We start from the raw sequence: 24511 nt of genomic DNA on the forward strand, positions 1-24511 counted from the left end.
GTAGAACACGTTATAGAATGACTGCGCTGTTGGTCTATGTCGTGTGGCAGCAGACTTGTGAACCGCAAGAAAACTTGTTTCAGTTTAAGACCGGAGTTGAGTATATGGCGCTGGAATGGGACCTGGCCGCGGATACCGTCGTGATCGGCTTCGGCGCGGCAGGCGCGGCCGCGGCCATCGAAGCCGCGAATGGCGGCGCGCAGGTGCTCGCGCTGGACCGGTTCGCGGGCGGCGGGGCCTCGGTTCTGTCCGGGGGCGTGGTCTACGCGGGCGGCGGCACCTCGGTGCAGCGCGCGGCCGGGGTCGCGGATACGCCGGAGCAGATGCTCGCGTATCTGCGGCGCGAGGTCGGCGACGCCGTCACGCCCGCGACGCTGAAACGCTTCGTCGACTCGAGCCCCGCGATGATCGATTGGCTTGCCGCGCAAGGTGTTCCGTTCGAGGCTTCGCTGTGCCCCTACAAGACCTCGTATCCGAGCGATCGCTACTACCTCTACTACTCCGGCAGTGAGCTCTCCGGTTTCGGGCGCGCGGTGGCCGAACCCGCGCCGCGCGGCCACCGGGCCAAGGGCAGGGGCACCTCCGGCAAGCAGTTGTTCGGCCCGCTCGCCGCCTCGGCCGCCCGACTCGGCGTGCGAGTCGAAACCCTCACCAGGGCCACGCGATTGATCACCGACGACAATGGCGCGGTCATCGGGGTCGAATGCGCGACCCTGCGCGACGCGCCCGGCGGTGTGCGCGCCCGCTACACCCGGATGGCGAAGATCGCGGCCAAGCCCGGCATCTACTACAAACCGTTGCGCAGAGCGCTGGAACGCGAACTCGACGCGCTGGATCGCCGCCACGCCCGCACGATTCGGGTGCAGGCGCGCCGCGGCGTCATCCTCAGCGCGGGCGGATTCATCGCGAATCGGGCCATGGTCAAGGAATTCGGTCCGAACTATCGCGGCGGACTCGTCCTGGGCACCACCGCCGACGACGGCAGCGGTATCACCATGGCCCAGCAGGTGGGTGCCGCGACCGACCGCATGGGCAATATCTCGGCCTGGCGATTCATCCTGCCGCCCAGCGGATTCACGGGCGCGATACTCGTCGGGGCGGACGGTCGCCGGGTCATCGACGAATCCCGCTACGGTGCGGCGGTCGGCCACGCGCTGATCACCGAGCACGGCGGCAAAGGTTGGCTGCTCGTCGACGACACCCTCATGCGCACGGCGATCGGCGAGATCAAGCGGCAGTCGACCTGGTTCCAGCGCGCCCAGTTCGAGGCCATGCGCCGCTCGGCGGTGCGCGGCGGCACCCTCGAGGTCGCGGCGGCGAAGGCGGGTATCGATCCGGCGGGGCTGCGCGCCACCGTGAACGCGCACAACGCCGCCATCGACGCGGGCGAGCCCGATCCGGTGGGCAAGCCGGCGGAATTCACCAAACCTGTTCGACAAGGACCGTTCTGGCTGCTCGACGTGGGGATCAAACCCAGCCTGACCAACCCGTGCGCGATGCTCACCCTCGGCGGTGTGGTCGTGGACGAGCAGACGGGTGCGGTGAAAACGGCCGAGGGAAACGATATTCCGGGCCTCTACGCGGCGGGCCGCACCGCGGTCGGCCTGTGCTCGGACTCGTATGTGAGTGGTCTGTCGCTGGCCGACTGCCTCTTCTCCGGTCGACGCGCGGGCCGCTCGGCGGCGGGTATCGAACCGGTGGAAAGCGATAATGCCATTACAGCGGAAGGGAATTGAAGCGTGCTGTCCGATGCGGTGCGAACCGAACTGGCCGGGGCGCTCGCGCGCGCCGAGCGTGCGAGGATCCCGATCGACCCGCTCATCGCCGGGTACCCGGATATCGATGTGGTCGATGCCTACGAGATCCAGTTGATCAATATCGGCCGCCGCGTCGCGGCGGGCGCGCGCGTGGTCGGCCACAAGGTCGGTCTGTCCTCGGCGGCCATGCAGGCCATGATGGGGGTCGATGAACCGGACTATGGCCACCTCCTCGCGGAAATGGAAGTCCGCGAGGATATTCCGGTCGAGGCGGGCCGATACCTGTACCCGAGGGTCGAGGTGGAGGTCGGCTTCCTGCTCGGCGCGGATCTGCCCGGCGCGGACTGCACCGAGGCCGACGTGCTGGCCGCCACCGTCGCCTACGCACCCGCGATCGAACTGATCGATTCGCGGATCAAGGACTGGAATATCGGTCTGTGCGACACGATTTCGGATAACGCGTCCTCGGCGGGATATGTCCTGGGCGCGGCGCGGGTCGCGCCGTCGGCCCTCGACAGCAAGGGGATCGATGCGGTGCTGACCCGCAACGGCGAGGTGGTGGCCGAGGGGCGCAGCGACGCCGTCCTCGGCGATCCGGTGATCGCCGTGGCGTGGTTGGCGCGCAAGGTGTCCGGATTCGGGGTGCGGCTGCGGGCGGGCGATATCGTGCTGCCCGGCTCGTGCACCCGCGCCATCGACGCTCGCCCCGGCGATGCCTTTCACGCCGAGTTCGCCGGACTCGGTTCTGTCCGTTTGCAATTCACGTAGGAGACCGTCGTGTCCGAGAACGGGACCGTCACCGCCGCGATCATCGGGTCAGGCAATATCAGCACCGATCTGCTCTACAAACTGCTGCGCTCGACCGCGATCGAGCCGCGCTGGATGATCGGCATCGATCCCGACAGCGAGGGGTTGAAGCGGGCGCGCGGGCTCGGGCTGAGCACCTCGCACGAGGGCGTCGACTGGCTGCTGGCGCAATCGGAGCGCCCCGACCTGATCTTCGAGGCGACCTCGGCCTCTGTGCACCGTGCCGCCGCGCCGCGCTACGCCGAGGCCGGTATCCGCGCGGTGGACCTCACCCCGGCCGCCGTCGGCCCCGCCGTGGTGCCGCCGGTCAATCTGGACGCGAATATCGAAGCGCCCAACGTCAATATGATCACCTGCGGCGGGCAGGCCACCATCCCGATCGTCGCCGCCGTCTCGCGGGTGGCGCCGGTGGCCTACGCCGAGATCGTCGCCTCGGTGTCCTCGGTCTCGGCCGGACCGGGCACCAGGGCCAATATCGACGAATTCACCAAGACCACCAGCCGGGGCGTGGAGACCATCGGCGGGGCCGAACGCGGCAAGGCCATCATCATTCTCAATCCGGCCGAGCCGCCGATGATCATGCGCGACACCATCTTCTGCGCGATACCGGAGGACGCCGATACGGCCGCCATCGCCGCGTCCATCCACCGGATGGTCGCCGACATCCAGCACTATGTGCCCGGCTACCGCCTGCTCAACGAGCCGCAGTTCGATCCGCCGTCGGTGATATCCGGTGGTATGGCGCGGGTCTCGGTCTTCGTGGAGGTGGCGGGCGCGGGCGATTTTCTACCGCCCTACGCCGGGAATCTCGACATCATGACCGCCGCGGCGACCAGAGTGGGCGAGGTCATCGCCAAGCAGATCGTCACGGCCAGGGTTTAGGAGCGAAACTATGGTCTATTCAGCCGAACTCGATATTCGCGTCACCGATACCTCGCTGCGCGACGGCTCCCATCACAAGCGCCATCAGTTCACCGCGACCGAGGTGCGCGATATCGTCGCGGCGCTCGACGGGGCGGGCGTGCCCGTCATCGAGGTGACCCACGGCGATGGGCTGGGCGGCTCGTCTTTCAACTACGGATTCTCCAAAACGCCCGAGCAGGAACTGATTACGCTCGCCGCCGAGACGGCCAAGCGGGCCGAGATCGCGGTGCTCATGCTGCCCGGCGTCGGGGTGAAGGAGGATATCCGGATCTCCAAGGACAATGGCGCGTCCATCTGTCGCATCGCCACCCACTGCACCGAGGCCGACGTCTCCATCCAGCATTTCGGGCTGGCGCGCGAGGTCGGCCTGGAAACCGTCGGCTTCCTCATGATGTCGCACTCCCAGCCGCCCGAGGTGCTGGCCAAGCAGGCCAGGATCATGGTGGACGCGGGCTGTCAGTGCGTCTACGTGGTGGATTCGGCGGGCGCGCTCGTGCTCGAACAGGTGACCGACCGGGTCGCCGCGCTAGTCGCCGAGATCGGCGCCGATGCGCAGGTCGGCTTTCACGGTCACGAGAACCTGGACCTCGCGGTGGCCAACTCCGTCTTCGCGATTCGCGCCGGGGCCACCCAAATCGACGGTAGTGCGCGCCGTTTCGGCGCGGGTGCGGGCAACACACCCGTGGAGGCGCTGGTCGGGGTCTGCGACAAGTTGGGAATATCGACCGGGATCGACTTCTTCGCCATCGCCGATGCCGCCGAGGAGGTGGTCCGGCCCGCCATGCCGCAGGAATGCCTGCTCGACCGGCAGTCGCTCATGATGGGTTATGCGGGCGTCTATTCCAGCTTCCTCAAACATGCCGAACTGCACGCCGCTCGCTACGTAGTCTCGGCCGCCGAGATGCTGGTGCGCGCCGGCCGGCGCAAACTCGTTGGCGGGCAGGAGGATCAGCTCATCGATATCGCGCTGGAATTGCAGCGCGAACAGGTGACGGCCTGACGTAGCGCTGCCCGAAGGCGCTCGGGCAGCGCGCAATGTCATCCGCGCAACGGGATTTCAGCGGTGATCACCGTGGGTCCGCCCACCGGGCTGTGCACATCCAGTCTGCCGTCCACCCCGGCGAGCCGATCCGCGAGGCCCGAAAGCCCGTGCCCCTTGCCGAGATGCGCGCCGCCCACACCATTGTCGGTGATCCGCACCCACAGCGTCGCGCGGTCGCGTGTCACGGTGACGGTGCAGACCGAGGCGGCCGCGTGCTTGGCGACATTGGTCAGCGCCTCGCTCGCGGTGAAGTACGCGGCGTTCTCCACCGCCTCCGGCAGCCGATCGGACTCGCCCAACGTGGAGTCGATTGTGGTGGGGATGGGGCTGCGGGCCGCTGCGGCGGCGAGGGCCGCGGTCAGTCCGCGATCGGTGAGGACCGGCGGGGCGATGCCGCGCGAGACCGTGCGCAACTCGTTCAGCGCGGCGTGACTCTGCTCCAGCGCCTCGTCCACCAAAGTCCGTGCGGCCTCCGGATTGTCGTCCATGCGGCGGCGCACGGCCTCCAGATCCATGGTGAGTCGGACCAGACGCTGCTGCGGGCCGTCGTGGATATCGCGCTCCACCCGACGCAGTGTCTGCGCCTCGGCCTGCACCACGGCGCTGCGGCTGGCGGTGAGCTGTTCGGCGCGTTCGCGCAGCGCCGCCTTCTCATTGGTCAAAAGCGCCTTGGCCAGCAGGATGTGCAGGCCGACCAAGCCGTGCAGTACCCGAGGCGCACTCGCCAGGAAGAGCAAGCCGAGAACCGTCTGCCCGGCGATGGTGACCACCTTCGCCGAGGACCCGTGCAAGCTGAGGGCGTTCGCGATGCTCACACCGCCCACTCGGTCACCGCCCACTTTGTCCAACAGATACCAGCCGTACAGCGGATAGAGGCTGCCGAGGACCGCCCACAGCGTCCACCAGACGGTGACGCTCCAGGTGAACAGTGCCACGGGCAGTGCGACGATCCCGAACACCAGATCCCGCCACCGCTGCCCATCTGTGAGTACGGCGCGCATGCGCTGGACCGGGCGTCCGGACCCGACCGCGTAGTGACCCGCGGGCAGCGTGGCCCCGGTATGGGCGAGTCGCCGCCGCTCGAGCTCGGCGAATCCGCGTGCCACCGTCAACGTGCCGACCAATAGCGGCACACCGACCCAGATCACGACGGTGCCGATGCCGAGCAGCAGGGCGCACGCCAGGACGGCGAAACTCGCCAACGCCAGGGCGAGGCCGGGCAGCAGGTAGGTGAGATCGCGTCGGACCTGGTGGTAATCGAACATGCGGCAAGAATGCCCGCCTGCGCGCCCGCCGCCCATCCGGCGGGCCGGTACGCGGGGGTGGGGTTAACCCCACCCGACTAATCGGGAACGCCGATCACACCCTCGTCGACGGCCCACCGGATGGTGCGCTCCAGTTGGGGGCACGATTCCGGGCGGCCGGGACCCTGTGCGCTCAGGCCCGCGAAGAACGGGCAGCGCGCGCCGGGCGCCTCGGTCCACTCGACCGAGGTCTGATGCGCGCTGCTCTTGTGGACCCGCAATTCGGTGGCACAGGTCCGACACGCCAGCGGCGTCAGCCCCTCCTCCAGGTAGCGCCGCTTGTCGAGGACCGTCTGCGCGCGCACCTCGGCCTGCCGCTCGGGTCGATCGGCGAAGTCGGGAGCCTTTGCCCACTTACCGGCGCCCAACCGCTCGGCCCGGCCCGCGACGCTCCCCGCCATCAGAGACTCGCCCCCGCTTCTTCCTCGCGCTTGCGCCGCAGATTCTCCGCGACCTCCATTTCCCAGACCTCGTTGGCTTTGGTGGTGTCCACTTCGAATTCGTAGCGCTGGGTCATCTTCTCGGTGACCTCGGCGGTATCCACATAGAACTGGTCGTACCAGCGGCGCAATTGATAGACCGGACCGTCCTCGTCGCACAGCAGTGGATTCTCGACCTTGGACTTGTGCCGCCAGATCTCCACATCCTGCATGAAGCCGACACTGATGCCCTCGGTCATCTTCTCGGCGATGTTCGCTGCGGCGGCGGCGTCGATGCCTGCGGGCTTCTCGACCGACAAACCCCATTGCAGCACAAAGGAATCCTGCGTCACCGGATAGTGGCAGTTGATCAGCAGCGTCTTGATCTCGTAGCCGCCGTAGATATTCAACAGCGGGTTGATCATGTAGGACGGACCGTAGTACGAGGCCACCGATTTCAGCAGCGTATCCCCGCCGAACTTGACGCCCATACCGATATCGGGACGGCCCTTGGTCTCCAGGAATTGGGTCGCGACATGGCCTTCGAAAACGTTCTTGAAGTACGTCGGGAATGCGAAGTGAATGTAGAAGAAATGCGCCATATCGACGACGTTGTCGATGATCTCGCGGCAGTTCGCACCCTCGATGAGCAGCGAATTCCAGGTCCAGTCGGTCCAGCCGTCGCGAATGGTCTCGGTCCCGGCGCCATTGTCGTCGCGGTACGGACCCTCGGCGTAGGGGATGACGATCTCCGGCGCGGGCGGATTGCCCTCGTGGTCGTGCCAGACGAACAACTGGCCATTGCGTTCCAGCGTCAGCCACGAGCGGGTCCGGGCGAGTGGTGGAACCCTTCTGGCATAGGGGATCTCGGCGCATTTGCCCTTGCCGTTCCAGCGCCAGTCGTGGAACGGGCAGGCGATGTTGTCGCCCTTGATCGTGCCCATGCTGAGGTCGCCGCCCATATGTCGGCAATAGGCGTCGAGCACTTTCAGTTCGCCATTGGTGTCGGCCCACACCACGAGTTTGGTGCCGAATGCCTGCACGGAGTGTGGTTTGCCGTCGCGAAACGCCTTGGCCAGGCCGAGGCAATGCCACCCCCGCGCGTAGCGGGTCGGTGTGCTGCCGACATCGAGCTCCCGGATCTTCACACCGCTCCCTTTCGGGTTGACCGCCATCGCTAGTCCTCCTCCTCTGTACTAGAACACGTTACAGAAATGCCCTGTTTCACGCCAGCCGTTGTGGCCGCACCGTCGGAGAATCTGTCAACCAGGCGGGCGGGCACCGGTTCTCGACAGGAATAAGAACCTGTTCTAGTCTCAGAGGCACGTGAGTACCGGTTACCAATCGATAAGGCAGGAGCGGGTCCGGAAATGACGCAGGAAGTGACCGAGCGGGTCGAGGCGCTGTTGCCGATGCTGCGCGAACGCGCGCAGGAGGCCGAGGATCTGCGGCGCATCCCCGACGAGACCATGAAGGCGCTACAGGCCACCGGCTTCTTCCGGCTCCTGCAGCCCAAGCAGTGGGGCGGGCACGCGGCGGACCCGGTGCTGTTCTACGACACCGTGCGCAAGATCGCGAGCGCGTGCGGCTCCACCGGCTGGGTCGCGGGCATCCTCGGTGTGCACAACTGGCACCTGGCCCTGTTCGACCAGCGGGCGCAGCAGGAGGTGTGGGGCGAGGACACCGAGGTCCGCATCTCCTCCTCCTACGCGCCGATGGGCAGCGGCGCGGTCGTCGACGGCGGATACCAGGTCAATGGTTCGTGGGCCTGGTCATCGGGATCCGACCACGCCGACTGGGTGTTCGTGGGCGGACCCGTGATCAAGAACGGGCGGCCCGTCGACTTCGGATCCTTCCTCATCCCGCGCGCGGACTACCGGATCGACGATGTGTGGAATGTGGTCGGCCTGCGCGGCACCGGATCCAATACCGTAGTGGTCGAGGACGCTTTCGTGCCGACGCACCGGTTCCTGAGTTTCAAGAAGATGGGGGAGCTGGCCTCGCCCGGACTCGAGCAGAATAGCGATCCCGTCTACCGGATGCCCTGGGGCACAATCCATCCCGCCACCATCTCCACCCCGATCGTCGGCATGGGCTACGGCGCGTACGCCGCGCACGTCGAACATCAGGGCAAGCGGGTCCGCGCGGCCTACGCGGGCGAGAAGGCCAAGGAGGACCCGTTCACCAAGGTGCGTATCGCCGAGGCCTCCAGCGATATCGATGCGGCCTGGCGGCAGTTGTCGGGCAATGTCGCCGAGGAGTACGCCCTGCTGCTCGCGGGACGAGAGATTCCGTTCGACCTGCGGGCACGGGCGCGCCGCGACCAGGTCAGGGCGACCGGGCGGGTCATCGCCGCGATCGACAAGCTCTTCGAGAGCTCGGGAGCCACCGCGCTGGCCAACGGCACACCGCTGCAACGGTTCTGGCGCGACGCGCACGCGGGCCGAGTGCATGCCGCCAACGATCCCGAACGGGCCTACGTCATGTACGGGACGCACGAATTCGGCCTCCCCGTCACGGACACGATGGTGTGATGAACGGCGGACGCGGTATCGAGGAGCGAGTGTGACAACGACAGCGGAACTCACCCATGCGGCCACCTCGCGCTACGCGCAGGTCCGGCCCGACCTGAGACTGCACTACCACGAGGCGGGTGCGGGTCCGACCATCGTGCTGCTGCACGGCGGCGGACCCGGCGCCTCCGCCTGGTCCAACTTCGGCCGCAATATCGCGGTGCTGGCCAAGCACTTTCGGGTCCTCGCCGTGGATCAACCCGGCTTCGGACTCTCCGACAAACCCCTCGACCATCCCCAATACTTCGCGCACAGCGCGGCGGCGCTGAAAGACCTGCTCGACACGCTCGGCGTCACCGAACGGGTCCACCTGCTCGGCAATTCGCTCGGCGGCGGCGCCGCGGTGCGGTTCGCGCTCGACTTTCCCGAGCGGGCAGGCAAATTGGTGCTGATGGGGCCGGGCGGGTTGAGCCTCAATGTGTTCGCCGCCGACCCCACCGAGGGTGTGCGCAAACTCGCGGCCTTCAACGCCGAGCCCACCAGGGCCAATATGGAGGCGTTCCTGCGCATCATGGTCTTCGACCAGTCGCTGATCACCCCGGAGTTGATCGAGGAGCGCTTCGCCCTGGCGAGCACACCGGAATCGCTCGCCGCCGCGAGGGCGATGGGAAAGTCCTTCTCCGGAGCGGATTTCGAACTCGGGATGCTCTGGCGCGACGCCTACAGGCTGCGTCAGCCCGTGCTGCTGATCTGGGGTCGAGAGGACAGGGTCAACCCGCTCGACGGCGCGATCATCGCCACCAAGGTGATCCCGCGCGCCCAGCTGCACGTGTTCGGCGGATGCGGACACTGGGCGCAGGTCGAGCGGTTCGACGAATTCAACCGGCTCGCACTCGATTTCCTGTCGACCGGCAAGGGGAAATGATGGGTATTCGTTCGCTCGGCTACCTGCGCATCGAGGCCACCGATATGGCGGCCTGGCGCGAATACGGGCTCAAAGTACTGGGATTGGTCGAGGGCAAGGGCGCCGACCCCGACGCCCTCTATCTGCGGATGGACGAATTCCCGGCGCGGCTGGTGATCGAGCCCGGCGAGCAGGACCGGTTGCGGGTCTCCGGGTGGGAGACTGCCAACGCCGGTGAACTGCAGGATATTCGGGATCGATTGGCGGGGGCGGGGGTGCCGTTCAAGGAGGGGACGGCGCAGGAGAACGCGGATCGGTGCGTCGACGAGCTGATCGTCTTCGAGGATCCCTCCGGCAACACCCTCGAGGCGTTTCACGGTGTCGCGCTGCAACATCGGCGGCTGGTGACGCCCTACGGGCAGCGGTTCGTCACCGAGGAGCAGGGGCTCGGACACGTCGTGCTCAGCACCAAGGACGACAAGGCGGCCCTCGAGTTCTACCGGGATGTGCTCGGCTTCCGGCTGCGCGACTCCATGCGGCTGCCACCGCAGATGGTCGGCCGCCCCGCCGACGGCGAACCGGCCTGGTTGCGCTTCTTCGGCTGCAACCCGCGCCACCATTCGCTGGCCTTCCTGCCCATGCCGACGCCGAGCGGCATCGTGCACCTCATGCTGGAGGTGGCCGAGGCCGATGATGTGGGGCTGTGCCTGGATCGCGCGCTGCGCCGCAAGGTGCCCATGTCGGCGACCCTCGGGCGGCACGTCAACGACAAGATGCTCTCGTTCTACATGAAGACCCCCGGCGGATTCGATATCGAATTCGGTTGTGAGGGTTTGGAAGTCGACGACACCGACTGGATCGCGCGCGAGTCGACCGCGGTGAGCCTGTGGGGTCACGACTTCACCGTCGGACAGCGGCCACGATGAAGGACGGGGCGGTGCACGAAAAGCCCACGCAAGCTTCCTATCCCGAGATCGACGCGCGCGCGTTCCGCGATGTGCTCGGTCAGTTCTGCACCGGCATCACGGTGATAACCACGTTCACCGCGACGGGCGCGCCGATCGGCTTCGCCTGCCAATCCTTCGCCGCCCTGTCCCTGGATCCGCCGCTGATCCTGTTCTGCCCCACCAAGACCTCCCGTTCCTGGTCGGCCATCGAAGAGTCGGGCCGCTTCTGCGTCAATATCCTCGCCGAGGAACAGCGCGACCTGTGCGCCCGCTTCGGTTCCCGCGAACCCGACAAATTCGCCGAAACCCCGTGGCACACTTCAGATCTGGCCCTCCCCGTTCTCGACGACACCCTCGCCGCCATCGAATGCGAGGTGGCGCGGGTCCTCGACGGCGGCGACCACCACATAGTTCTAGGCCGCGTCCTGTCCCTGACCGAACCCACCCCCACCAGCCGCCCCCTCCTGTTCTACAAGGGCCAATACACCGCCATAGAACCGGAGAAAACCACCCCGGCCCCCTGGCGCGCCGACCTCGACCACTTCCTCACCACAACCACCCTCGACACCTGGCTGTGACCCGTCAGGATCCCATCCACTGATGCGGCTGCCCGGTCACGCCGACGACGCAGTCGAAGTCGTGATCGCGATGCAGCAGGGTCAGGCCTCGCAGTTCGGCTGTGGCGGCCACCACCAAGTCGACCGGGCCTGCGCTGCGGTGTTCGCCACGCTTGGTGAGCGCCTCCTGGACCTCCCGCGCACGGTCGAAGGCGCGATCGTCGACCGGCTCCCAGCCGAAGAGAGTTCGCATTTGCTCGTTGATCAACTGCCGATCCGCGTGCGAGCGTGCGCTGTAGCCGAATTCCAGTTCGGTGATCGGACATACGGCGATAAGTCCGGCGACTGCGGCGGCTTGCCATGCCTCGGCGTGCGCATGCTGCCGCAGCAGGGGCGACAGCGCGCTCGTATCGATGAGAAACTGAGCGGCGCTCACCGCCGATAGTTCCGCTTCTCGTCGAGAATTGCCAAGTCGAGGGCACCCTCTGCGACTGCTTGCTGGAGTCGGGTCAATGCCATGGCGCGCCGTCGATTTTCCAGCACCTCTCGCAGCGCTGCGTTCACCGTGTCCTTCTTTGTCGCTGTCCCAAGGGTTTTGGAGACATCGGACATCAGTTGGTCATCGAGGTCGATTACGGTTCTGGTCATAGCACCCTCCCTTGATATCTAATACTGCATCAATGATATCACCGGAGATATATTGCTGTGCGGACAGCTTCGTGGGCGGCGCCCACTAGGCTGCGGGGATGCGTGTGGTGCTGGCGGAGGACTCGCTGCTGTTGCGGGAGGGGCTGGTTCGGCTGCTGGAGGAGGCGGGGGCCGACGTGGTCGCCGCGGTGGGGGATGGGGAGGAGTTGGTGCGGGCGGTGGTGGCGCATCGGCCGGAGGTGGCGATCACGGATGTGCGGATGCCGCCGTCGTTTCGGGCCGAGGGGTTGCGGGCGGCGTTGCAGGCGCGCCGGCTGGTGCCGGGGACGGCGGTGCTGGTGCTGTCACAGTATGTGGAGCAGTCCTACGCCTCGGATCTGCTGGCGGAGGCCGGGGTCGGGGGTGTGGGTTACCTGTTGAAGGACCGCATCTCCAAGCTGGAGGATCTATCGGATGCGCTGCATCGGGTGGCGCAGGGGGCGACGGTGCTCGATCCCGAGGTGGTGGCCGGATTGTTCGCGCGGCGGGCGCGGAGCCCGCTGGATGAATTGACCCCGCGCGAGCGGGAGGTGCTCGGACTCATGGCCGAGGGCCGCACGAACGCGGCCATCGCCAAACGCCTCGCGGTCACCGGTGGCGCGGTGGAGAAGCGTGTGTCCTCGATCTTCGCGAAACTCGGCCTGCCGCCCTCGACGGATGACCATCGCCGGGTCCTGGCCGTGGTCGCCTGGCTCAGTTCCTAGCTGAACAGGGTGCGGGGTCGGTCCTGAAGTTCGCCGTCGAGATAAATATCGACCTTCTCGTTGTAGAACGCGACCAGGCCCGCGATTTTCTCGCTCTCGGGCAGCGGGGTGCGATAGCCCCAGACGATATCGCGGTGTTCGGTCTCGCCGATGCGGACGGACCAGTACTCGGCGGTGCCCTTGTAGGGGCAGGCGGTGTGGGTGTCGCTGGGGCAGAGCAGGTCTTGGCGGACATCGGTGCGGGGCAGGTAGTAGCGCGGTGGCAGCCCGGTTTCGAAGAGGATGCGCGGGTTGTGCGAATCGGCGACGGTGACGCCGTCGATCTCCACCCGCACATGCCGGGAGCTGCCGAGGATGTCGACCCTCGTGTACGGGTCGCGCGGGTGGACGTAGATGGGCTCGTCCTCCTCGAACCATTCGTCCATGCGCGGGAATTCCAGCCGGACCAGCTCATTCAATTGGGGGAGCGGCGAATCGAGGTAGCGCACCGCCGCGCCCGCGGCGGTGATGCCGTCGGCCGCCACGTCGTAGACCGTCGCCTCGCCGCGGCTGGGCGAATGCTGGGTGGCGCCGGTGGGGATGAGTTCGGCGCGGATATCCGCGACGGGCAGGTAGTAGGTGGGGTAGTGCGGGCTCTCCCACACCAGAACCGGCCGCACCGAATCGGCCACCAGTCGTCCGCCGAGGTAGGCCCGTACGCGCTTGTGACTCGTCTCGACTTTGACGAGTCCCCGCTTGGGTTCGGTCATACCGCCCGAGGGTACTCCGGCCCTGTCTAGTGCCGCCCAGCCGTTTTCAAGGCGTCGAGCAGTTCGCTGAGTTCCGCGTCGAGCCGGGCCAACCGCTGCGGGTCGAATCCGGACAGGCGGGAGATGATGGCCGCGCCGAAGGCCCGGCGCGCCGATTCGAGGCGGGCACGCCCGGCCGGGGTGAGTTCGACGAGGACCGCGCGCGAATCCTGCGGGTCGCCGCGCCGGGTGGCGTATCCGTCCGCGACCAGCCTGCCGATCAGCGTCGTTGCCGCCGGCTGTGAGCATCGGTCTATTCGGGCGAATTCGCTGACCCGCACCGCGCCGTGCTCGTCGAGCACGGCCAGCGCCCGCATGATCGCGCGCGGTAGTTCCTCGCCGCTGATCACCCCGGCCAACCGGGTGAGCCGACCTGCGGTGACTAGGAGATTGACCACGCTGTCGTCCGCTGTGGTCACCTGAGTGGGCTGCACCCCGTCATTATTACATAAGCTAACTATCTAAAGCGGGGCGGCGGGCCGGTCCGAAGAGTTGCGCGTCGCCGTGGGCGCGCTTGAAGAACAGGTGCGCGTCGTGCTCCCAGGTGATCGCGATACCGCCGTGCAACTGGATGGTCTCGGCGGCGATGGCGCTGAACGCCTCGGAGCACTGTACCCGAGCCACCCACGCATCCTCGGCCGCGCTCGTGGCGGCCTCGGCCACCGCGGCGCTCGCCAGCGCGGCGGCGGACTTGGCCGACTCCAGCAGCACGTACATATCGGCCATGCGATGTTTGAGCGCCTGGAACCCACCGATGGGACGTCCGAACTGCACCCGTGATTTCGTGTAGTCGACCGTCAGCTCCAGGCACCGCTCGGCCGCGCCGACCTGCTCGGCGGCGACCGCGGCCCAGGCGATCTCGCGCAATCGGACGCGATCGCCCGCGCCGAGCGGCGTGGCTCGCACCGCGGCGAACTCGATTTCGGCGAGTCGGCGCGTGGGATCCATGGTGGGTACCCGGCGGCGCGTCACACCGGACGCGGTCGCCTCGACCTCGAACCAGCCCGATTCGGTGAGCACCACCAAGGTGTCGGCCGAGGCACCGTCCAGGACGTAATGTGCGGTGCCGGTGAGTGTTTCGCCATCGGCATGGACTCCACACCTATCCCATCCGGCGGGTCCGGCCCAGCAGACCGCGATCGTGCGCGTACCTTCGGCGACGCCGGGAAGCAGTCGCGCGCAGGCGGATTCGTCACCCGCCAGCAGTACGGCCTGCGCGCCGAGCACGGCCGAGCCGAGCATGGGCACACCGGCGAGGGTGCGCCCGAGTTCCCGCACCACCATGAGTGATTCGACCAGTCCGGCCCCGAAACCGCCGTACGCCTCCGGGATGGCCAGCGCGCCGACTCCGGCCTGCTCGCACAGCAGTCGCCACAGCGTCCGGTCATAGCCCGATTCGGTGTCCAGCGCGGCGCGCACCGCGTCCCGGCCCGCGTGCTTGTTCAGCAGCGCGCGCACCGAATCGGTGAACTCCGCCAGTTCGCTCATCGCGCATCCACCTCCGCACGCAGTGCCCGCGCGATCCGCGCCCGATGCGAATCCGCTGTGCCCCAGGCGGATCGGAGTGCGGTGACCCTGGTGAGCAGCAGCGACAGATCGTATTCGGCGGTGTAGCCGATGGCCCCGTGCACCTGCAAGGCCGTGCGGGCCGCGCGATGGGCGGCCCGGCCGCAGGCCAGCGCGGCGGCCGACACATCGCGTGCGCCCGTCGGGGTGCGCAGGGTGAGTGCCGCGCGCAGCAACAGTGGTTCGGCCAGTTCCAGACCGATGAGCACGGCGGCGACCTGCTGTTTGACCGCCTGGTACTCGCCGATGGGATGACCATACTGGCTGCGCTGCTTGGCATAGGCGGTGGTGGCGTCGAGCAGCGCCCGACCCGCGCCGAGCAGTTGGGCCGCGCAGGCCAGCGCGCCCGCGTCGAAGGCTGCCGCGATGGCCGCGTCCACGTCGGCGGCGATGACCTCGTCCGGCGTCACCGTGCTGAGCCTGCGTGCCGGGTCCACCGAGCGAACCAGTCCGGTGCGGTGGCCGAAACAGACGCGCCCGTCGGCGGCCAGCAGGACCACTTCGGCATTGTCGGCGTCGAGGGCGGTCGCGCCGAGCGCGAGGGTGGCGAGCCGGTCGCCCGAGGCGAGATCGGGCAGCAGCTCACCCGCCGGTGTGTCGTCCGGAAGTGCTTGCAGCAGTGTGGGTATGGCGACGGCTGATTCGATCAGCGGGCCGGGTGCGGCGGCGCGGCCGAGTTCGAGGAAGGCCACCACCATATCGAGCGGTTCGGCGCCCGCCCCGCCGTGCCGCTCCTCGACCAGTAGGCCGAGCACCCCTGCTGCGGCCAATTGCCGATGCAGCGCGCGTCCCTTTCTGGGATCGCCCGCGCCCCAGGCTCGCACGGCCTCGGCGGTATGTCCCGACTCCAGGATTTTGCGCACACCCGCGCCGAAATCGAGCTGTTCGGGTTCGAGCGCGAACCTCATCGTCTGCTCCCTCGCGGTAGTCCGAGCAGCCGCTCGGCGATGATATTGCGCTGAATCTCATTGGTGCCCGCGTAGATCGGCCCGGCCAAGGAGAAAAGGTATCCCTCGGTCCACGGCCCGGACCGTTCGGCGGACGCGCCGAGGATGGCCAATGCCGACTCGTGCATGGCGATATCCAGTTCCGACCAGAACACTTTGGTGATCGAGGATTCCGTGCCGAGTTTGCCGCCCTCGGCCAAACGGGTCACCGTGGCGAGGGTGTGCAGCCGGTACGCTTCGCTGTCCACCCAGGCGTCCACCACCGCGTCGCGCTGGCCGGTGTCCTCCGGATCGCCTGCCGTCAGCCACAATTCGCGCAGTCGATGGGCGGTGGCGCTGAACCGGCCCGGACTGCGCAGCGACAAACCGCGCTCATTGCTCGAGGTGCTCATGGCCACCCGCCAGCCGTCACCGGGCGCGCCGATCACGTCGCGATCCGGGACGAAGACCTCGTCGAGGAAGATCTCGGCGAAGCCGGGTTCGCCGTCCAACTGCGGGATCGGTCGCACCACGACGCCGTCGGCCGACAGCGGGAACATGACGTAGGTGAGTCCGCGATGCCGTTCGGCTCGCGGATCGCTGCGGAACAGTCCGAAGGCCCAGTCCGCGTAGACCGCGCGCGAACTCCAGATCTTCGCTCCGCTGAGCAGCCATCCGCCGGTGGTGCGCCGGGCGGTCGAGCGGATGGCGGCCAGATCGCTGCCCGCCTCGGGTTCGGACCAGGCCTGTGCCCAGATATCGTCCGCGCGCGCCATGCGGGGCATGATCCGATCCAACTGCTCGGGCGTCCCGTGTTCGAAAAGCGTTGGGGCGAGCAGGAATATCCCGTTCTGCCCGACGCGTCCCGGCGCGCCCGCCGCGTAGTACTCCTGCTCGAAGAGCACCCAGTGCAGCAGTGAGGCCTCCCTGCCGCCGTATGCGCGCGGCCACGACACCACCGACAGTCGCGCCTCGGCGAGGGTGCGTTCCCAGGCGCGATGCGCCTCGAACCCGGCCGCGGTATCCATCGAGGGCAGTGGTGCGGCGGGTTTGTTGGCGGCGAGGAAATCGCGCACCTCGCGCTGGAAGTCCAGGCTCGCCTGGTCGAAATCGAGGTCCACCTACGCGGTTCCGTTCTGTTCGGCCGTAGTCGCCTGCGCCTTCATGGCTTTGGCGGTCATCCCGCCGAGGGAGTCCGCGCCGACCTCGGCATTGTGCGCGTGGGCGAAATGGTGCAGTCCGAAGACCGAGTCCATACCCGCGCGCATCCCCATCAGGTCCTCGGCCTGGTTGACCGCCTTCTTGGTCAGCGCGAGGCCGAATTGCGGCATGGCGGCGATCTGTTCGGCCAGCGCCATGGTCTGTTCGGTCAACTGTTCGCGCGGCGCCACCCGGTTGACCATGCCCCACTCCTTGGCGCGCGCCGCGTCGAAGCGGTCACCGGTGAAGAGGAATTCCTTGGCGGCGCGCGGACCGAGGACCCACGGGTGGGCGAAGTATTCGACGCCCGGAATGCCCATGCGCACCACAGGATCGGAGAAGAAGGCGTCCTCGGAGGCGATGATCAGGTCGCAGACCCAGGCCAGCATGAGCCCGCCCGCGATGCACGCGCCCTGCACCATGGCGATGGTGGGTTTGGGGATCTCGCGCCAGCGGCGGCACATCCCGAGATAGACCTCGAGTTCGCGGGCGAAGCGCTGATCACCGCCTGCCCGGTCCACGTGATCCCACCACAGCACGGCCTTGTTCGGGTAGCGCACGTGGTGGTCGCGGCCGGGTGTGCCGATATCGTGTCCGGCGCTGAAGTGTTTGCCATTGCCCGCCAAGACGATCGCGCCGACCTGCGGATCCTCGACGGCGCGGGTGAACGCGGCGTCCAGGGCGTAGGTCATCACCGAGTTCTGGGCATTGCGGTAGTCGGGGCGGTTCATGGTCACGATCGCCACCCGCCCGCGCACCTCGTAGGTGACGACGTCCGGTTCCTCCGGAATCGGGGCCTGCTCGGCCATCAGTTCTCCTCACGTAGTTGCCGCTTGAGGACCTTCCCGGCGGCGCTGTAGGGCAGCGCGGCGCGGAATTCCACGAATCGCGGCACCTTGAATTTCGCCAAAAGCGCTGTGGCGTGGGTCCGCACCTGTTCCTCGGTGAGTTCGACTCCGGGTTTGGGCACCACGTACGCCTTGCCGACCTCGCCCATCCGGGTGTCGGGGACGCCGATCACGGCGGATTCGGCCACGCCGTCCAGGCGGGCCAGTGCCTGTTCGACCTCGGCCGGATACACGTTGAAGCCGCCGCAGATGTACATATCCTTGAGCCGGTCGGTGATTCGCAGGTAGCCGCGCTCGTCCAGGACGCCGATATCGCCGGTGTGCAGCCAGCCGTCGGTATCGATGGTCTCGGCGGTGCCGACCGGGTCGTCGAGGTAGCCGAGCATGACATTGGGGCCGCGCAGCAGCACCTCGCCCGCCTCGCCGAGTCGCAACTCGAAGTCCGCGATCGGCCGACCGCAGGTGGTGGCGATGGTGACGGCGTCGTCGTCGGCGCGGCACATGGTGCCGAATCCGGCGGCCTCCGACAGTCCGTATCCGGTGACTACGACGGCGAATTCGAGTTCGGCGCGCATCCTTTCGACCAGGACCACCGGCACGGTGGCCGCACCGGTGACGGCGACCCGCAGGGTGCTCAGGTCGAAGGCCGCGCGGTCCGGGTAGTCCAGGATCATCTGGTAGATGGTCGGCGGTCCTGGCAGCACCGTGACGCGCTCGGCGGCGACGAGCCGCATGGTGACGGGCACGTCGAAGACGGCCTGCGGAATCATGGCCGCACCGGTGACCAGGCAGGCCAGCATGCCCGCCTTGTAGCCGAAATTGTGGAAGAACGGGCTCGCGATCAGGTAGCGGTCGTCGCGGCGCAGCGTGGTGCATTCGGCCCAGGCTCGGACCACGGCCAGCGCCTGGCGGTGCGCCACCAGGGTGCCCTTGCTGCGGCCGGTGGTGCCGGAGGTGAAGAGGATGTCCGAAATATCTTCGGGACCAACGGATTTCGCCCGGACCTCGATCTCTTCCGGTGGCACCTCACTCGATAGCTCCGCCAGTCGGGACCAATTGAGTATCGAATCCGTCTCGGTCACTGAGGTTTCGGGCTCGACAGGGACGACGATCGTAGTGTCGATTCGTAAATCCGGTGCCGCCGAGAGCAATTCGGTGAGCCGTTCCCGATTCAGGAAGGTGCCCGCGACGAACAGCGCCCGTGCGTCGACCCGCTCGAGCACCTCGGCGGCCTCCGCGGCGACGTAGCGGGTATTGAGCGGTACGAGGGCCGCGCCGCAGTAGTGCGCGGCCAGTGCGGCGATGACCCAGTGGTGGGTATTGGGCGACCAGATGGCCACCCTGTCGCCGTGGCGCACACCGCGCGCGATGAGCCCGCCCGCCGCCTCCCGCACCGCCGCGAGCAGTTGATTCCAGTCGAGCCGGACGGGTCCGTCGGCCAGTGCGGGCGCGTCGCCGAAGGTGCGCGCGGCCTCGTGCAGCGCGGTGGGGGTGGTGTGCGCAGGGGTTGTCACGGTTGTCCTCACCATCCGGTGCCGACCGGTTATGCCCGGACTCTACAAAGCAAGTGCTTGGTAGGTTATCCTACCGGCGTGGTTGCAATCCAGACCTCAGATTCCGCTACCGCCGCCGGGCGGGCGGTCGATTCCGCCGAAACCGATGCGCGATTCGCCGCCGAAGTGCGCGCCTGGCTGGCGGAGAACCTGCGGGGGGAATTCGCCGCGCTGCGCGGCCTCGGCGGTCCGGGCCGCGAACACGAAGCCTTCGACGAACGTCTGGCCTGGGATCGGCGCCTGGCGGCCGCGGGCTGGACCTGCCTCGGCTGGCCCGAGGCGTATGGTGGTCGCGCCGCGAGTGTGCGCCGGCAGGTGATCTTCCATGAGGAATACGCGAAAGCCAATGCGCCCGCGCGGGTTTCGCATGTCGGTGAGGAACTGCTCGGACCCACGCTGCTGGCCTTCGGCACCGAGGCGCAGCGGGAGCGCTTCCTGCCCGGCATCAAATCGGTGTCCGAACTGTGGTGCCAGGGCTACTCCGAACCGGGCGCGGGTTCGGACCTGGCCGCCATCGCCACCACGGCACACCGCGACGGCCCGGACTGGTCGGTCAACGGTCAGAAGATCTGGACCTCACTGGCCCACGTGGCCGACTGGTGTTTCGTGCTTGCCCGCACCGAACGCGGCTCCAGCCGCCATCACGGCCTGTCCTACCTGCTGGTTCCCATGAACCAGCCGGGCATCGAGGTGCGACCGATCATCCAGCTCACCGGCACCTCGGAATTCAACGAGGTCTTCTTCGACAATGCCCGCACCGCCGCCGATCTGGTGGTCGGCGAACCCGGCGCGGGGTGGCGCGTCGCCATGGGCACCCTCGCCGTCGAGCGCGGCATCTCCACCCTCGGTCAGCAGATCCGCTTCGCCCGCGAACTCGGCGATCTCGAGGCGCTGGCCCGCCGGACCGGCGCGGCCGACGACCCGCTGATCGCCGACCGGATCGATCGCGCGTGGGTCGGGCTGCGGGTGCTGCGCGCGCACGCGCTGCGCACGATGGGGGGCGACCATGTCGATGACGGTGGCGCGGCCTCGGTGGCGAAACTGCTGTGGGCCGAGTGGCACCGCGGACTCGGCGAATTGGCCATGGCCGTGCGCGGTCCGGCGGGCCTGGTGGCGGGCGAGCACGATCTGGACGAATGGCAGCGGCTGTACCTGTTCACCCGCGCCGATACCATCTACGGAGGTTCGAACGAAGTGCAGCGCAACATCATTGCCGAGCGGGTGCTCGGACTGCCGCGTGAGGCCCGCCCGTGAGCGGGCCGTTTTCCATTGCGCCGCAGCAGATTCCGGGACACGGCCTGCTGGCAGACCGGACCGCCGTCGTCACCGCCGCGGCGGGCACCGGGATCGGCTCGGCCACCGCGCGCAGGCTGCTGGCCGAAGGGGCGGATGTGGTCGTCTCCGATTGGCACGAAAGACGTTTGGGGGAAACCGAAGTCGCGTTGCAGGAGGAGTTCCCGGACCGCAGGGTGGTCGCGATCGTCTGCGATGTGCGCAGCACCGATCAGGTGGACGAGTTGATGCGCGGCGCGGCAGTGGCCCTCGGGCGCATCGATATCGTGGTCAACAACGCCGGACTCGGCGGTGAGACGCCGGTGGTCGAGATGGCGGACGCGGAATGGGATCGGGTCCTCGATATCACCCTCACCGGAACCTTCCGCTGCACTCGCGCGGCACTGGGCTATTTCCGATCGGCCGGGCACGGCGGGGTGATCGTCAACAATGCCAGCGTGCTCGGGTGGCGCGCCCAGCGCGGGCAGGCGCACTACGCGGCGGCCAAGGCCGGTGTGATGGCGCTGACCAGGTGCAGCGCCTTGGAGGCCGCCGAGTTCGGGGTCCGGATCAACGCGGTCGCGCCGAGTATCGCCCGACATGCCTTCCTGGACAAGGTGAGTTCGGTGGAACTGCTCGACCGGCTCTCCGAGCGGGAGGCTTTCGGTCGGGCGGCGCAACCGTGGGAGGTCGCGGCCACCATCGCCATGCTCGCCAGCGACTACACCAGCTATTTGACCGGTGAGGTGGTCTCGGTCTCGAGTCAGCACGCGTGAGCGCGGTGCGGACCGTGCCGTCGGTTACCGCCCCGCACGCACCGCCGGGTAGTTGAACATCGGATGACATCCCGATGAATTGTGATTGCCTGCGATTATCTGGCCACTCGAACCCGCCGGGGACAGGTCCGGACACCCGCCCGGTCCCGACGCTGTCCGGACCGTGATGCACTTGCATTTGCGCGTGCATTGCTCGACGGCCGAAGTTTCTCGGTGCCAATGGGTTCGCGCACCGCCGCCGCCAATGCGCCTGACTGCGATCGCTTTTGAACGTCCGTCGGGATGCGGAAATCGGTCCGCCCCCCGTCGAAAAAGGGTGGCGCGCCGCATGGTGGCCTGTGCCATGCTGGTGGAAGTCGGATCCCGAACCTGGCAAGGGGCGGTAACAATGGGCCCCGATAGCTCACCTGCCCGTGAAGAACTGGAATTGGAATTGGTACGCGAGGTCGTGCTCGCGCGGCGTCGGATGGAGAGTCTGATCCGCGCCGCGCTGGTGCTCGGGGCCGAGCTCATGGAGCATTCCGGCGCGGCGACGGCCGAGCGTGCCGCCCGGATCATGGATCATTTCGCCGTCGACGAGGACGAGGTCATCCGCGATCCGCGCGCCGCGCTGCGGGCCGACCTGGCCCGCGACAGCGAGCACGAGCGCCGATTCGGCAGGCGCCGCGCGGATTCGGTGGAGTCCGAACAGGATCGGCGCAGGCGGCGACAGTCCGCGCTGCTGCTCGAGGTGCGCGCCGACCTGTTGGCCCTGCTGCGCCGCTGTCACCAGGTCCGACTGGAGCGTGCCGCGCTGAGCGACGAGATCGCCAAGGGCCTGTGCGAGGCCACCGACAAGTTGGTGCTCGGCGCGGATATGGCGACCTATGACGCCTGGCGGCGCGGTCTGCTGCTCAAGCTGGTGGAGGAGCCGACGCCGCACGGTCCGCCCAGGGTGCTGGCCACCGTCGACGCCGGTCCCGGCCGCGCCCCGCTCACCGTCGACTGGGACAGTTGCGAGCGTCGCCTCGCCCTGGTGGCCCGGTTGGCGCGGGCCGGGCTCTCACCGCTGGTCATCTGTGATCGGCTGCTGGCGGATCTGTCCATGTCCTCCCCGCTGCGGCATTCGATGCGCTGAATCGTCCGTGCGAGAAAGTGCGGCAAGGCATGTCCGATCTGTACCAAGCAAACGCTTGGTTGTATAGTGGCCGATGTGACCGGACCAGACGCCTCGAAATCCGCACGGCGCGCCGAACTGCTCGCGCTCGCGGCCGACCTGTTCGCCGAGCGGGGATTGCGCGCCACCACCGTCCGCGATATCGCGGACGCGGCCGGAATTCTATCGGGAAGTCTGTATCACCACTTCGACTCCAAGGAGTCGATGGTGGACGAAATCCTGCACACCTTCCTCGACGACCTGTTCGGCCGCTACCGCGAGATCGTCGCCGCCGGGCTCAGCTCGCGCGACACGCTCGAGGCCCTGGTCACCGCCTCCTACGAATCCTTCGACCGTTTCCACGCCGCCGTGGCCATCTACCAGGCCGAGGCCAAGCGGCTGCGCGCCGCCGAACGCTTCGCCTACATCGACGAATACAACCACGAATTCCGCGACCTCTGGCATCGGGTGCTCACCAACGGTGTGCGCGACGGCAGCTTCCGGCCCGAACTCGATGTCGAATTGGCCTTCCGATTCCTGCGGGACACGGTATGGGTCGCGGTGCGCTGGTATCAGCCCGGCGGTCAGATCACGGTGCAGAACCTCGCCAAGCAGTACCTCACCATCGTGCTCGACGGACTCACCGTGGCAGAGCACCCGCTATAGGAGTTCCCATGTCTGCTCCCTCCGCGCGCCGCCCCTACGCCCCGATGCGGGAGGCGTACGTGATCGATGCGGTGCGCACCCCCGTGGGCAAGCGCGGCGGTGCGCTCGCCGGAGTGCACCCGGCCGACCTCGGCGCGTCCGCGCTGCGCGGTCTGCTCGATCGCAATAGCGTGGACCCGGTCGCCGTCGACGACGTGATCGTTGGCTGCGTGGACAATATCGGGCCGCAGGCGGGCAATATCGGTCGCAGCGCGTGGCTGGCCGCCGGATATCCGGAGGAGGTGCCAGGCGTCACCGTCGACCGGCAGTGCGGATCCTCCCAGCAGGCCATCAATTTCGGCGCGCAGGCCATCATGAGCGGCACCGCCGAGGTGATCGTGGCGGGCGGTGTACAGAATATGAGCGCCATTCCGATCTCCGCGGCCATGCTGGCCGGACGCGAATACGGCTTCGACTCGCCCTTCGTCGGCGCGCACGGCTGGGACCACCGCTACGGCACCGCCGAGGTCTCGCAGTTCCGCGCCGCGCAACTCATCGCGGAGAAGTGGGATATCGGCCGCGCGGAGATGGAGCGTTGGGCGCTGCGCAGTCACGAGCGGGCGCGCGCGGCCATCAAGGCGGGCCGTTTCGACAAGGAGATCGTGCCGGTCGGCGATTTCTGGATCGATCAGGGTCCGCGCGAGACCAGCCTGGAGAAGATGGCGACCCTGCCCGCCTTGGCGGAGGGCAGCCCGCTGACGGCGGCGGTGGCCAGCCAGATCTCCGACGGCGCGAGCGCCACCCTGCTCGCTTCGGAATGGGCGGTGCGGGAGTACGGGTTGCGGCCGCGCGCCCGGATCCATCACGTCAGCGCGCGTGGCGCCGACCCGATCATGATGCTCACCGCGCCCATCCCGGCGACCAGGTGGGCGCTGGCGAAAACCGGTCTCACCATTGACGATTTCGATGTCATCGAGATCAATGAGGCGTTCGCCTCGGTGGTGCTGGCCTGGTTCAAGGAGATCGGCGCCGACCCGGAGCGGGTGAACGTCAACGGTGGCGCCATCGCCCTCGGCCACCCCCTCGGGGCGACGGGCGCGAAGCTGTTCGCCACCCTGCTCAACGAACTCGAGCGCGTCAACGGCCGCTACGGCCTGCTCACCATCTGCGAGGGTGGCGGCACCGCGAACGTCACGATCATCGAACGCCTCTGACCGCGAATACGGTGTGCTGCCCT

At 67.7% G+C, this 24511-nt stretch carries 26 protein-coding genes; 14 read left to right on the forward strand and 12 right to left on the reverse strand.

All coding sequences use genetic code 11. From position 1 onward, the window contains the following. Positions 1–104: 104 nt before the first annotated feature. From D5S18_RS25450 to dmpG, 4 genes are read left to right on the forward strand one after another with little or no spacing between them, the layout of a single operon-like run. Complete coding sequence (locus tag D5S18_RS25450; RefSeq protein ID WP_203236906.1) at positions 105–1736, forward strand: FAD-binding protein; 1632 nt, start codon at positions 105–107, stop codon at positions 1734–1736. A gap of 3 nt (positions 1737–1739) precedes the next feature. After that, on the forward strand, positions 1740–2525 hold the full coding sequence (locus tag D5S18_RS25455; RefSeq protein WP_120043622.1) for a 2-keto-4-pentenoate hydratase: 786 nt from the start codon (positions 1740–1742) through the stop codon (positions 2523–2525). A gap of 9 nt (positions 2526–2534) precedes the next feature. Continuing rightward, the gene (locus D5S18_RS25460) at positions 2535–3446 is read left to right on the forward strand and encodes an acetaldehyde dehydrogenase (acetylating) (protein WP_120043623.1); all 912 of its coding nucleotides are present in this window, start codon (positions 2535–2537) and stop codon (positions 3444–3446) included. Positions 3447–3456: 10 nt separating this feature from the next. Then, on the forward strand, positions 3457–4488 hold the full coding sequence (gene dmpG, locus D5S18_RS25465; RefSeq protein ID WP_120043624.1) for a 4-hydroxy-2-oxovalerate aldolase: 1032 nt from the start codon (positions 3457–3459) through the stop codon (positions 4486–4488). A 38-nt stretch (positions 4489–4526) separates the two neighbouring features. Here dmpG and D5S18_RS25470 read toward each other — a convergent pair whose 3' ends face one another. The 3 genes from D5S18_RS25470 to D5S18_RS25480 form a co-directional block, all read right to left on the reverse strand. Then, positions 4527–5795: a sensor histidine kinase gene (locus tag D5S18_RS25470; protein WP_158607954.1), complete on the reverse strand. Its 1269-nt coding sequence runs from the start codon at positions 5793–5795 to the stop codon at positions 4527–4529. A gap of 77 nt (positions 5796–5872) precedes the next feature. Next, the gene (locus tag D5S18_RS25475) at positions 5873–6235 is read right to left on the reverse strand and encodes a hypothetical protein (RefSeq protein WP_120043626.1); all 363 of its coding nucleotides are present in this window, start codon (positions 6233–6235) and stop codon (positions 5873–5875) included. Beyond that, positions 6235–7428 (reverse strand): 3-ketosteroid-9-alpha-monooxygenase, oxygenase component, encoded by a 1194-nt coding sequence (locus D5S18_RS25480; protein WP_120043627.1) that lies wholly within the window; start codon positions 7426–7428, stop codon positions 6235–6237. The genes D5S18_RS25475 and D5S18_RS25480 overlap by 1 nt, the downstream gene beginning before the upstream one ends. A gap of 195 nt (positions 7429–7623) precedes the next feature. Between D5S18_RS25480 and hsaA the strand changes: the two genes are divergently transcribed. The 4 genes from hsaA to hsaB are packed head-to-tail and all read left to right on the forward strand — an operon-like array spanning position 7624 to position 11195. After that, a complete protein-coding gene (gene hsaA, locus D5S18_RS25485) occupies positions 7624–8787 on the forward strand; it encodes a 3-hydroxy-9,10-secoandrosta-1,3,5(10)-triene-9,17-dione monooxygenase oxygenase subunit (protein WP_120043628.1) in 1164 nt (387 codons plus the stop codon). A 31-nt stretch (positions 8788–8818) separates the two neighbouring features. Beyond that, positions 8819–9691, forward strand: a complete 873-nt coding sequence (gene hsaD / locus D5S18_RS25490; RefSeq protein ID WP_120043629.1) for a 4,5:9,10-diseco-3-hydroxy-5,9,17-trioxoandrosta-1(10),2-diene-4-oate hydrolase — start codon at positions 8819–8821, stop codon at positions 9689–9691. Beyond that, complete coding sequence (gene hsaC / locus D5S18_RS25495) at positions 9691–10596, forward strand: iron-dependent extradiol dioxygenase HsaC (RefSeq protein ID WP_120043630.1); 906 nt, start codon at positions 9691–9693, stop codon at positions 10594–10596. Before hsaD ends, hsaC begins: the two co-directional genes overlap by 1 nt. Beyond that, a complete protein-coding gene (gene hsaB, locus D5S18_RS25500; protein ID WP_120043631.1) occupies positions 10593–11195 on the forward strand; it encodes a 3-hydroxy-9,10-secoandrosta-1,3,5(10)-triene-9,17-dione monooxygenase reductase subunit in 603 nt (200 codons plus the stop codon). The genes hsaC and hsaB overlap by 4 nt, the downstream gene beginning before the upstream one ends. A gap of 4 nt (positions 11196–11199) precedes the next feature. Here the strand turns inward: hsaB and D5S18_RS25505 are convergent, their stop codons facing one another. Next, positions 11200–11610 (reverse strand): PIN domain nuclease, encoded by a 411-nt coding sequence (locus D5S18_RS25505; protein ID WP_120043632.1) that lies wholly within the window; start codon positions 11608–11610, stop codon positions 11200–11202. Then, positions 11607–11822, reverse strand: coding sequence for a type II toxin-antitoxin system VapB family antitoxin (locus D5S18_RS25510; protein WP_120043633.1), 216 nt, complete (start codon positions 11820–11822; stop codon positions 11607–11609). The genes D5S18_RS25505 and D5S18_RS25510 overlap by 4 nt, the downstream gene beginning before the upstream one ends. 98 nt (positions 11823–11920) lie before the next feature. On the opposite strand from D5S18_RS25510, the gene D5S18_RS25515 reads away from it, so the two are divergent. Next, complete coding sequence (locus D5S18_RS25515) at positions 11921–12565, forward strand: response regulator transcription factor (RefSeq protein ID WP_120043634.1); 645 nt, start codon at positions 11921–11923, stop codon at positions 12563–12565. Here D5S18_RS25515 and D5S18_RS25520 read toward each other — a convergent pair. Genes D5S18_RS25520 through D5S18_RS25550 form a run of 7 tightly spaced genes read right to left on the reverse strand, consistent with a single transcriptional unit; the run spans position 12562 to position 19407 of the window. Then, the gene (locus D5S18_RS25520) at positions 12562–13314 is read right to left on the reverse strand and encodes a DUF427 domain-containing protein (RefSeq protein ID WP_120043635.1); all 753 of its coding nucleotides are present in this window, start codon (positions 13312–13314) and stop codon (positions 12562–12564) included. The genes D5S18_RS25515 and D5S18_RS25520 overlap by 4 nt on opposite strands. A gap of 26 nt (positions 13315–13340) precedes the next feature. Further along, positions 13341–13772, reverse strand: a complete 432-nt coding sequence (locus D5S18_RS25525; RefSeq protein WP_239003992.1) for a MarR family winged helix-turn-helix transcriptional regulator — start codon at positions 13770–13772, stop codon at positions 13341–13343. Between the two features lie 34 nt (positions 13773–13806). Then, positions 13807–14841 carry an acyl-CoA dehydrogenase family protein gene (locus D5S18_RS25530; protein ID WP_120043637.1) on the reverse strand — a complete coding sequence of 345 codons (1035 nt, stop codon included), beginning with the start codon at positions 14839–14841 and terminating at the stop codon, positions 13807–13809. Continuing rightward, positions 14838–15827 carry an acyl-CoA dehydrogenase family protein gene (locus tag D5S18_RS25535; RefSeq protein WP_120043638.1) on the reverse strand — a complete coding sequence of 330 codons (990 nt, stop codon included), beginning with the start codon at positions 15825–15827 and terminating at the stop codon, positions 14838–14840. Before D5S18_RS25535 ends, D5S18_RS25530 begins: the two co-directional genes overlap by 4 nt. Next, positions 15824–16966 (reverse strand): acyl-CoA dehydrogenase family protein, encoded by a 1143-nt coding sequence (locus tag D5S18_RS25540; RefSeq protein WP_120043639.1) that lies wholly within the window; start codon positions 16964–16966, stop codon positions 15824–15826. Before D5S18_RS25540 ends, D5S18_RS25535 begins: the two co-directional genes overlap by 4 nt. Beyond that, positions 16967–17854, reverse strand: a complete 888-nt coding sequence (locus tag D5S18_RS25545; protein ID WP_120043640.1) for an enoyl-CoA hydratase — start codon at positions 17852–17854, stop codon at positions 16967–16969. It abuts the gene before it with no gap. Then, positions 17854–19407, reverse strand: coding sequence for a FadD3 family acyl-CoA ligase (locus D5S18_RS25550; RefSeq protein WP_282434883.1), 1554 nt, complete (start codon positions 19405–19407; stop codon positions 17854–17856). The genes D5S18_RS25545 and D5S18_RS25550 overlap by 1 nt, the downstream gene beginning before the upstream one ends. A 78-nt stretch (positions 19408–19485) precedes the next feature. Here D5S18_RS25550 and D5S18_RS25555 point away from each other — a divergent pair, with 78 nt between their 5' ends. From D5S18_RS25555 to D5S18_RS25575, 5 genes are all read left to right on the forward strand, one after another. After that, a complete protein-coding gene (locus tag D5S18_RS25555; protein ID WP_120043642.1) occupies positions 19486–20700 on the forward strand; it encodes an acyl-CoA dehydrogenase family protein in 1215 nt (404 codons plus the stop codon). Continuing rightward, positions 20697–21494, forward strand: a complete 798-nt coding sequence (locus tag D5S18_RS25560; RefSeq protein WP_120043643.1) for an SDR family oxidoreductase — start codon at positions 20697–20699, stop codon at positions 21492–21494. The genes D5S18_RS25555 and D5S18_RS25560 overlap by 4 nt, the downstream gene beginning before the upstream one ends. 388 nt (positions 21495–21882) lie before the next feature. Next, entirely contained in the window at positions 21883–22611 is a 729-nt protein-coding gene (locus D5S18_RS25565; RefSeq protein WP_120043644.1) for a hypothetical protein, read from the forward strand. 75 nt (positions 22612–22686) lie between these two features. Next, on the forward strand, positions 22687–23295 hold the full coding sequence (locus D5S18_RS25570) for a TetR/AcrR family transcriptional regulator (RefSeq protein WP_120043659.1): 609 nt from the start codon (positions 22687–22689) through the stop codon (positions 23293–23295). A 44-nt stretch (positions 23296–23339) separates the two neighbouring features. Further along, entirely contained in the window at positions 23340–24488 is a 1149-nt protein-coding gene (locus D5S18_RS25575; RefSeq protein WP_120043645.1) for an acetyl-CoA C-acetyltransferase, read from the forward strand. The last annotated feature ends 23 nt before the right edge of the window (positions 24489–24511 follow it).

This window comes from Nocardia panacis (genome assembly GCF_003598715.1).
Classification (GTDB): domain Bacteria; phylum Actinomycetota; class Actinomycetes; order Mycobacteriales; family Mycobacteriaceae; genus Nocardia; species Nocardia panacis.

What these genes read in the sequence shown, in the direction of transcription:
- D5S18_RS25450 (WP_203236906.1), top strand. Translation starts at nt 105, where the DNA reads ATGGCGCTGGAATGGGACCTGGCCGCGGATACCGTCGTGATCGGCTTC.
- dmpG (WP_120043624.1), top strand. Translation starts at nt 3,457, where the DNA reads ATGGTCTATTCAGCCGAACTCGATATTCGCGTCACCGATACCTCGCTG.
- D5S18_RS25470 (WP_158607954.1), bottom strand. Translation starts at nt 5,795, where the DNA reads ATGTTCGATTACCACCAGGTCCGACGCGATCTCACCTACCTGCTGCCC.
- D5S18_RS25475 (WP_120043626.1), bottom strand. Translation starts at nt 6,235, where the DNA reads ATGGCGGGGAGCGTCGCGGGCCGGGCCGAGCGGTTGGGCGCCGGTAAG.
- D5S18_RS25480 (WP_120043627.1), bottom strand. Translation starts at nt 7,428, where the DNA reads ATGGCGGTCAACCCGAAAGGGAGCGGTGTGAAGATCCGGGAGCTCGAT.
- hsaA (WP_120043628.1), top strand. Translation starts at nt 7,624, where the DNA reads ATGACGCAGGAAGTGACCGAGCGGGTCGAGGCGCTGTTGCCGATGCTG.
- hsaC (WP_120043630.1), top strand. Translation starts at nt 9,691, where the DNA reads ATGGGTATTCGTTCGCTCGGCTACCTGCGCATCGAGGCCACCGATATG.
- hsaB (WP_120043631.1), top strand. Translation starts at nt 10,593, where the DNA reads ATGAAGGACGGGGCGGTGCACGAAAAGCCCACGCAAGCTTCCTATCCC.
- D5S18_RS25510 (WP_120043633.1), bottom strand. Translation starts at nt 11,822, where the DNA reads ATGACCAGAACCGTAATCGACCTCGATGACCAACTGATGTCCGATGTC.
- D5S18_RS25515 (WP_120043634.1), top strand. Translation starts at nt 11,921, where the DNA reads ATGCGTGTGGTGCTGGCGGAGGACTCGCTGCTGTTGCGGGAGGGGCTG.
- D5S18_RS25520 (WP_120043635.1), bottom strand. Translation starts at nt 13,314, where the DNA reads ATGACCGAACCCAAGCGGGGACTCGTCAAAGTCGAGACGAGTCACAAG.
- D5S18_RS25530 (WP_120043637.1), bottom strand. Translation starts at nt 14,841, where the DNA reads ATGAGCGAACTGGCGGAGTTCACCGATTCGGTGCGCGCGCTGCTGAAC.
- D5S18_RS25535 (WP_120043638.1), bottom strand. Translation starts at nt 15,827, where the DNA reads ATGAGGTTCGCGCTCGAACCCGAACAGCTCGATTTCGGCGCGGGTGTG.
- D5S18_RS25545 (WP_120043640.1), bottom strand. Translation starts at nt 17,854, where the DNA reads ATGGCCGAGCAGGCCCCGATTCCGGAGGAACCGGACGTCGTCACCTAC.
- D5S18_RS25565 (WP_120043644.1), top strand. Translation starts at nt 21,883, where the DNA reads ATGGGCCCCGATAGCTCACCTGCCCGTGAAGAACTGGAATTGGAATTG.
- D5S18_RS25575 (WP_120043645.1), top strand. Translation starts at nt 23,340, where the DNA reads ATGCGGGAGGCGTACGTGATCGATGCGGTGCGCACCCCCGTGGGCAAG.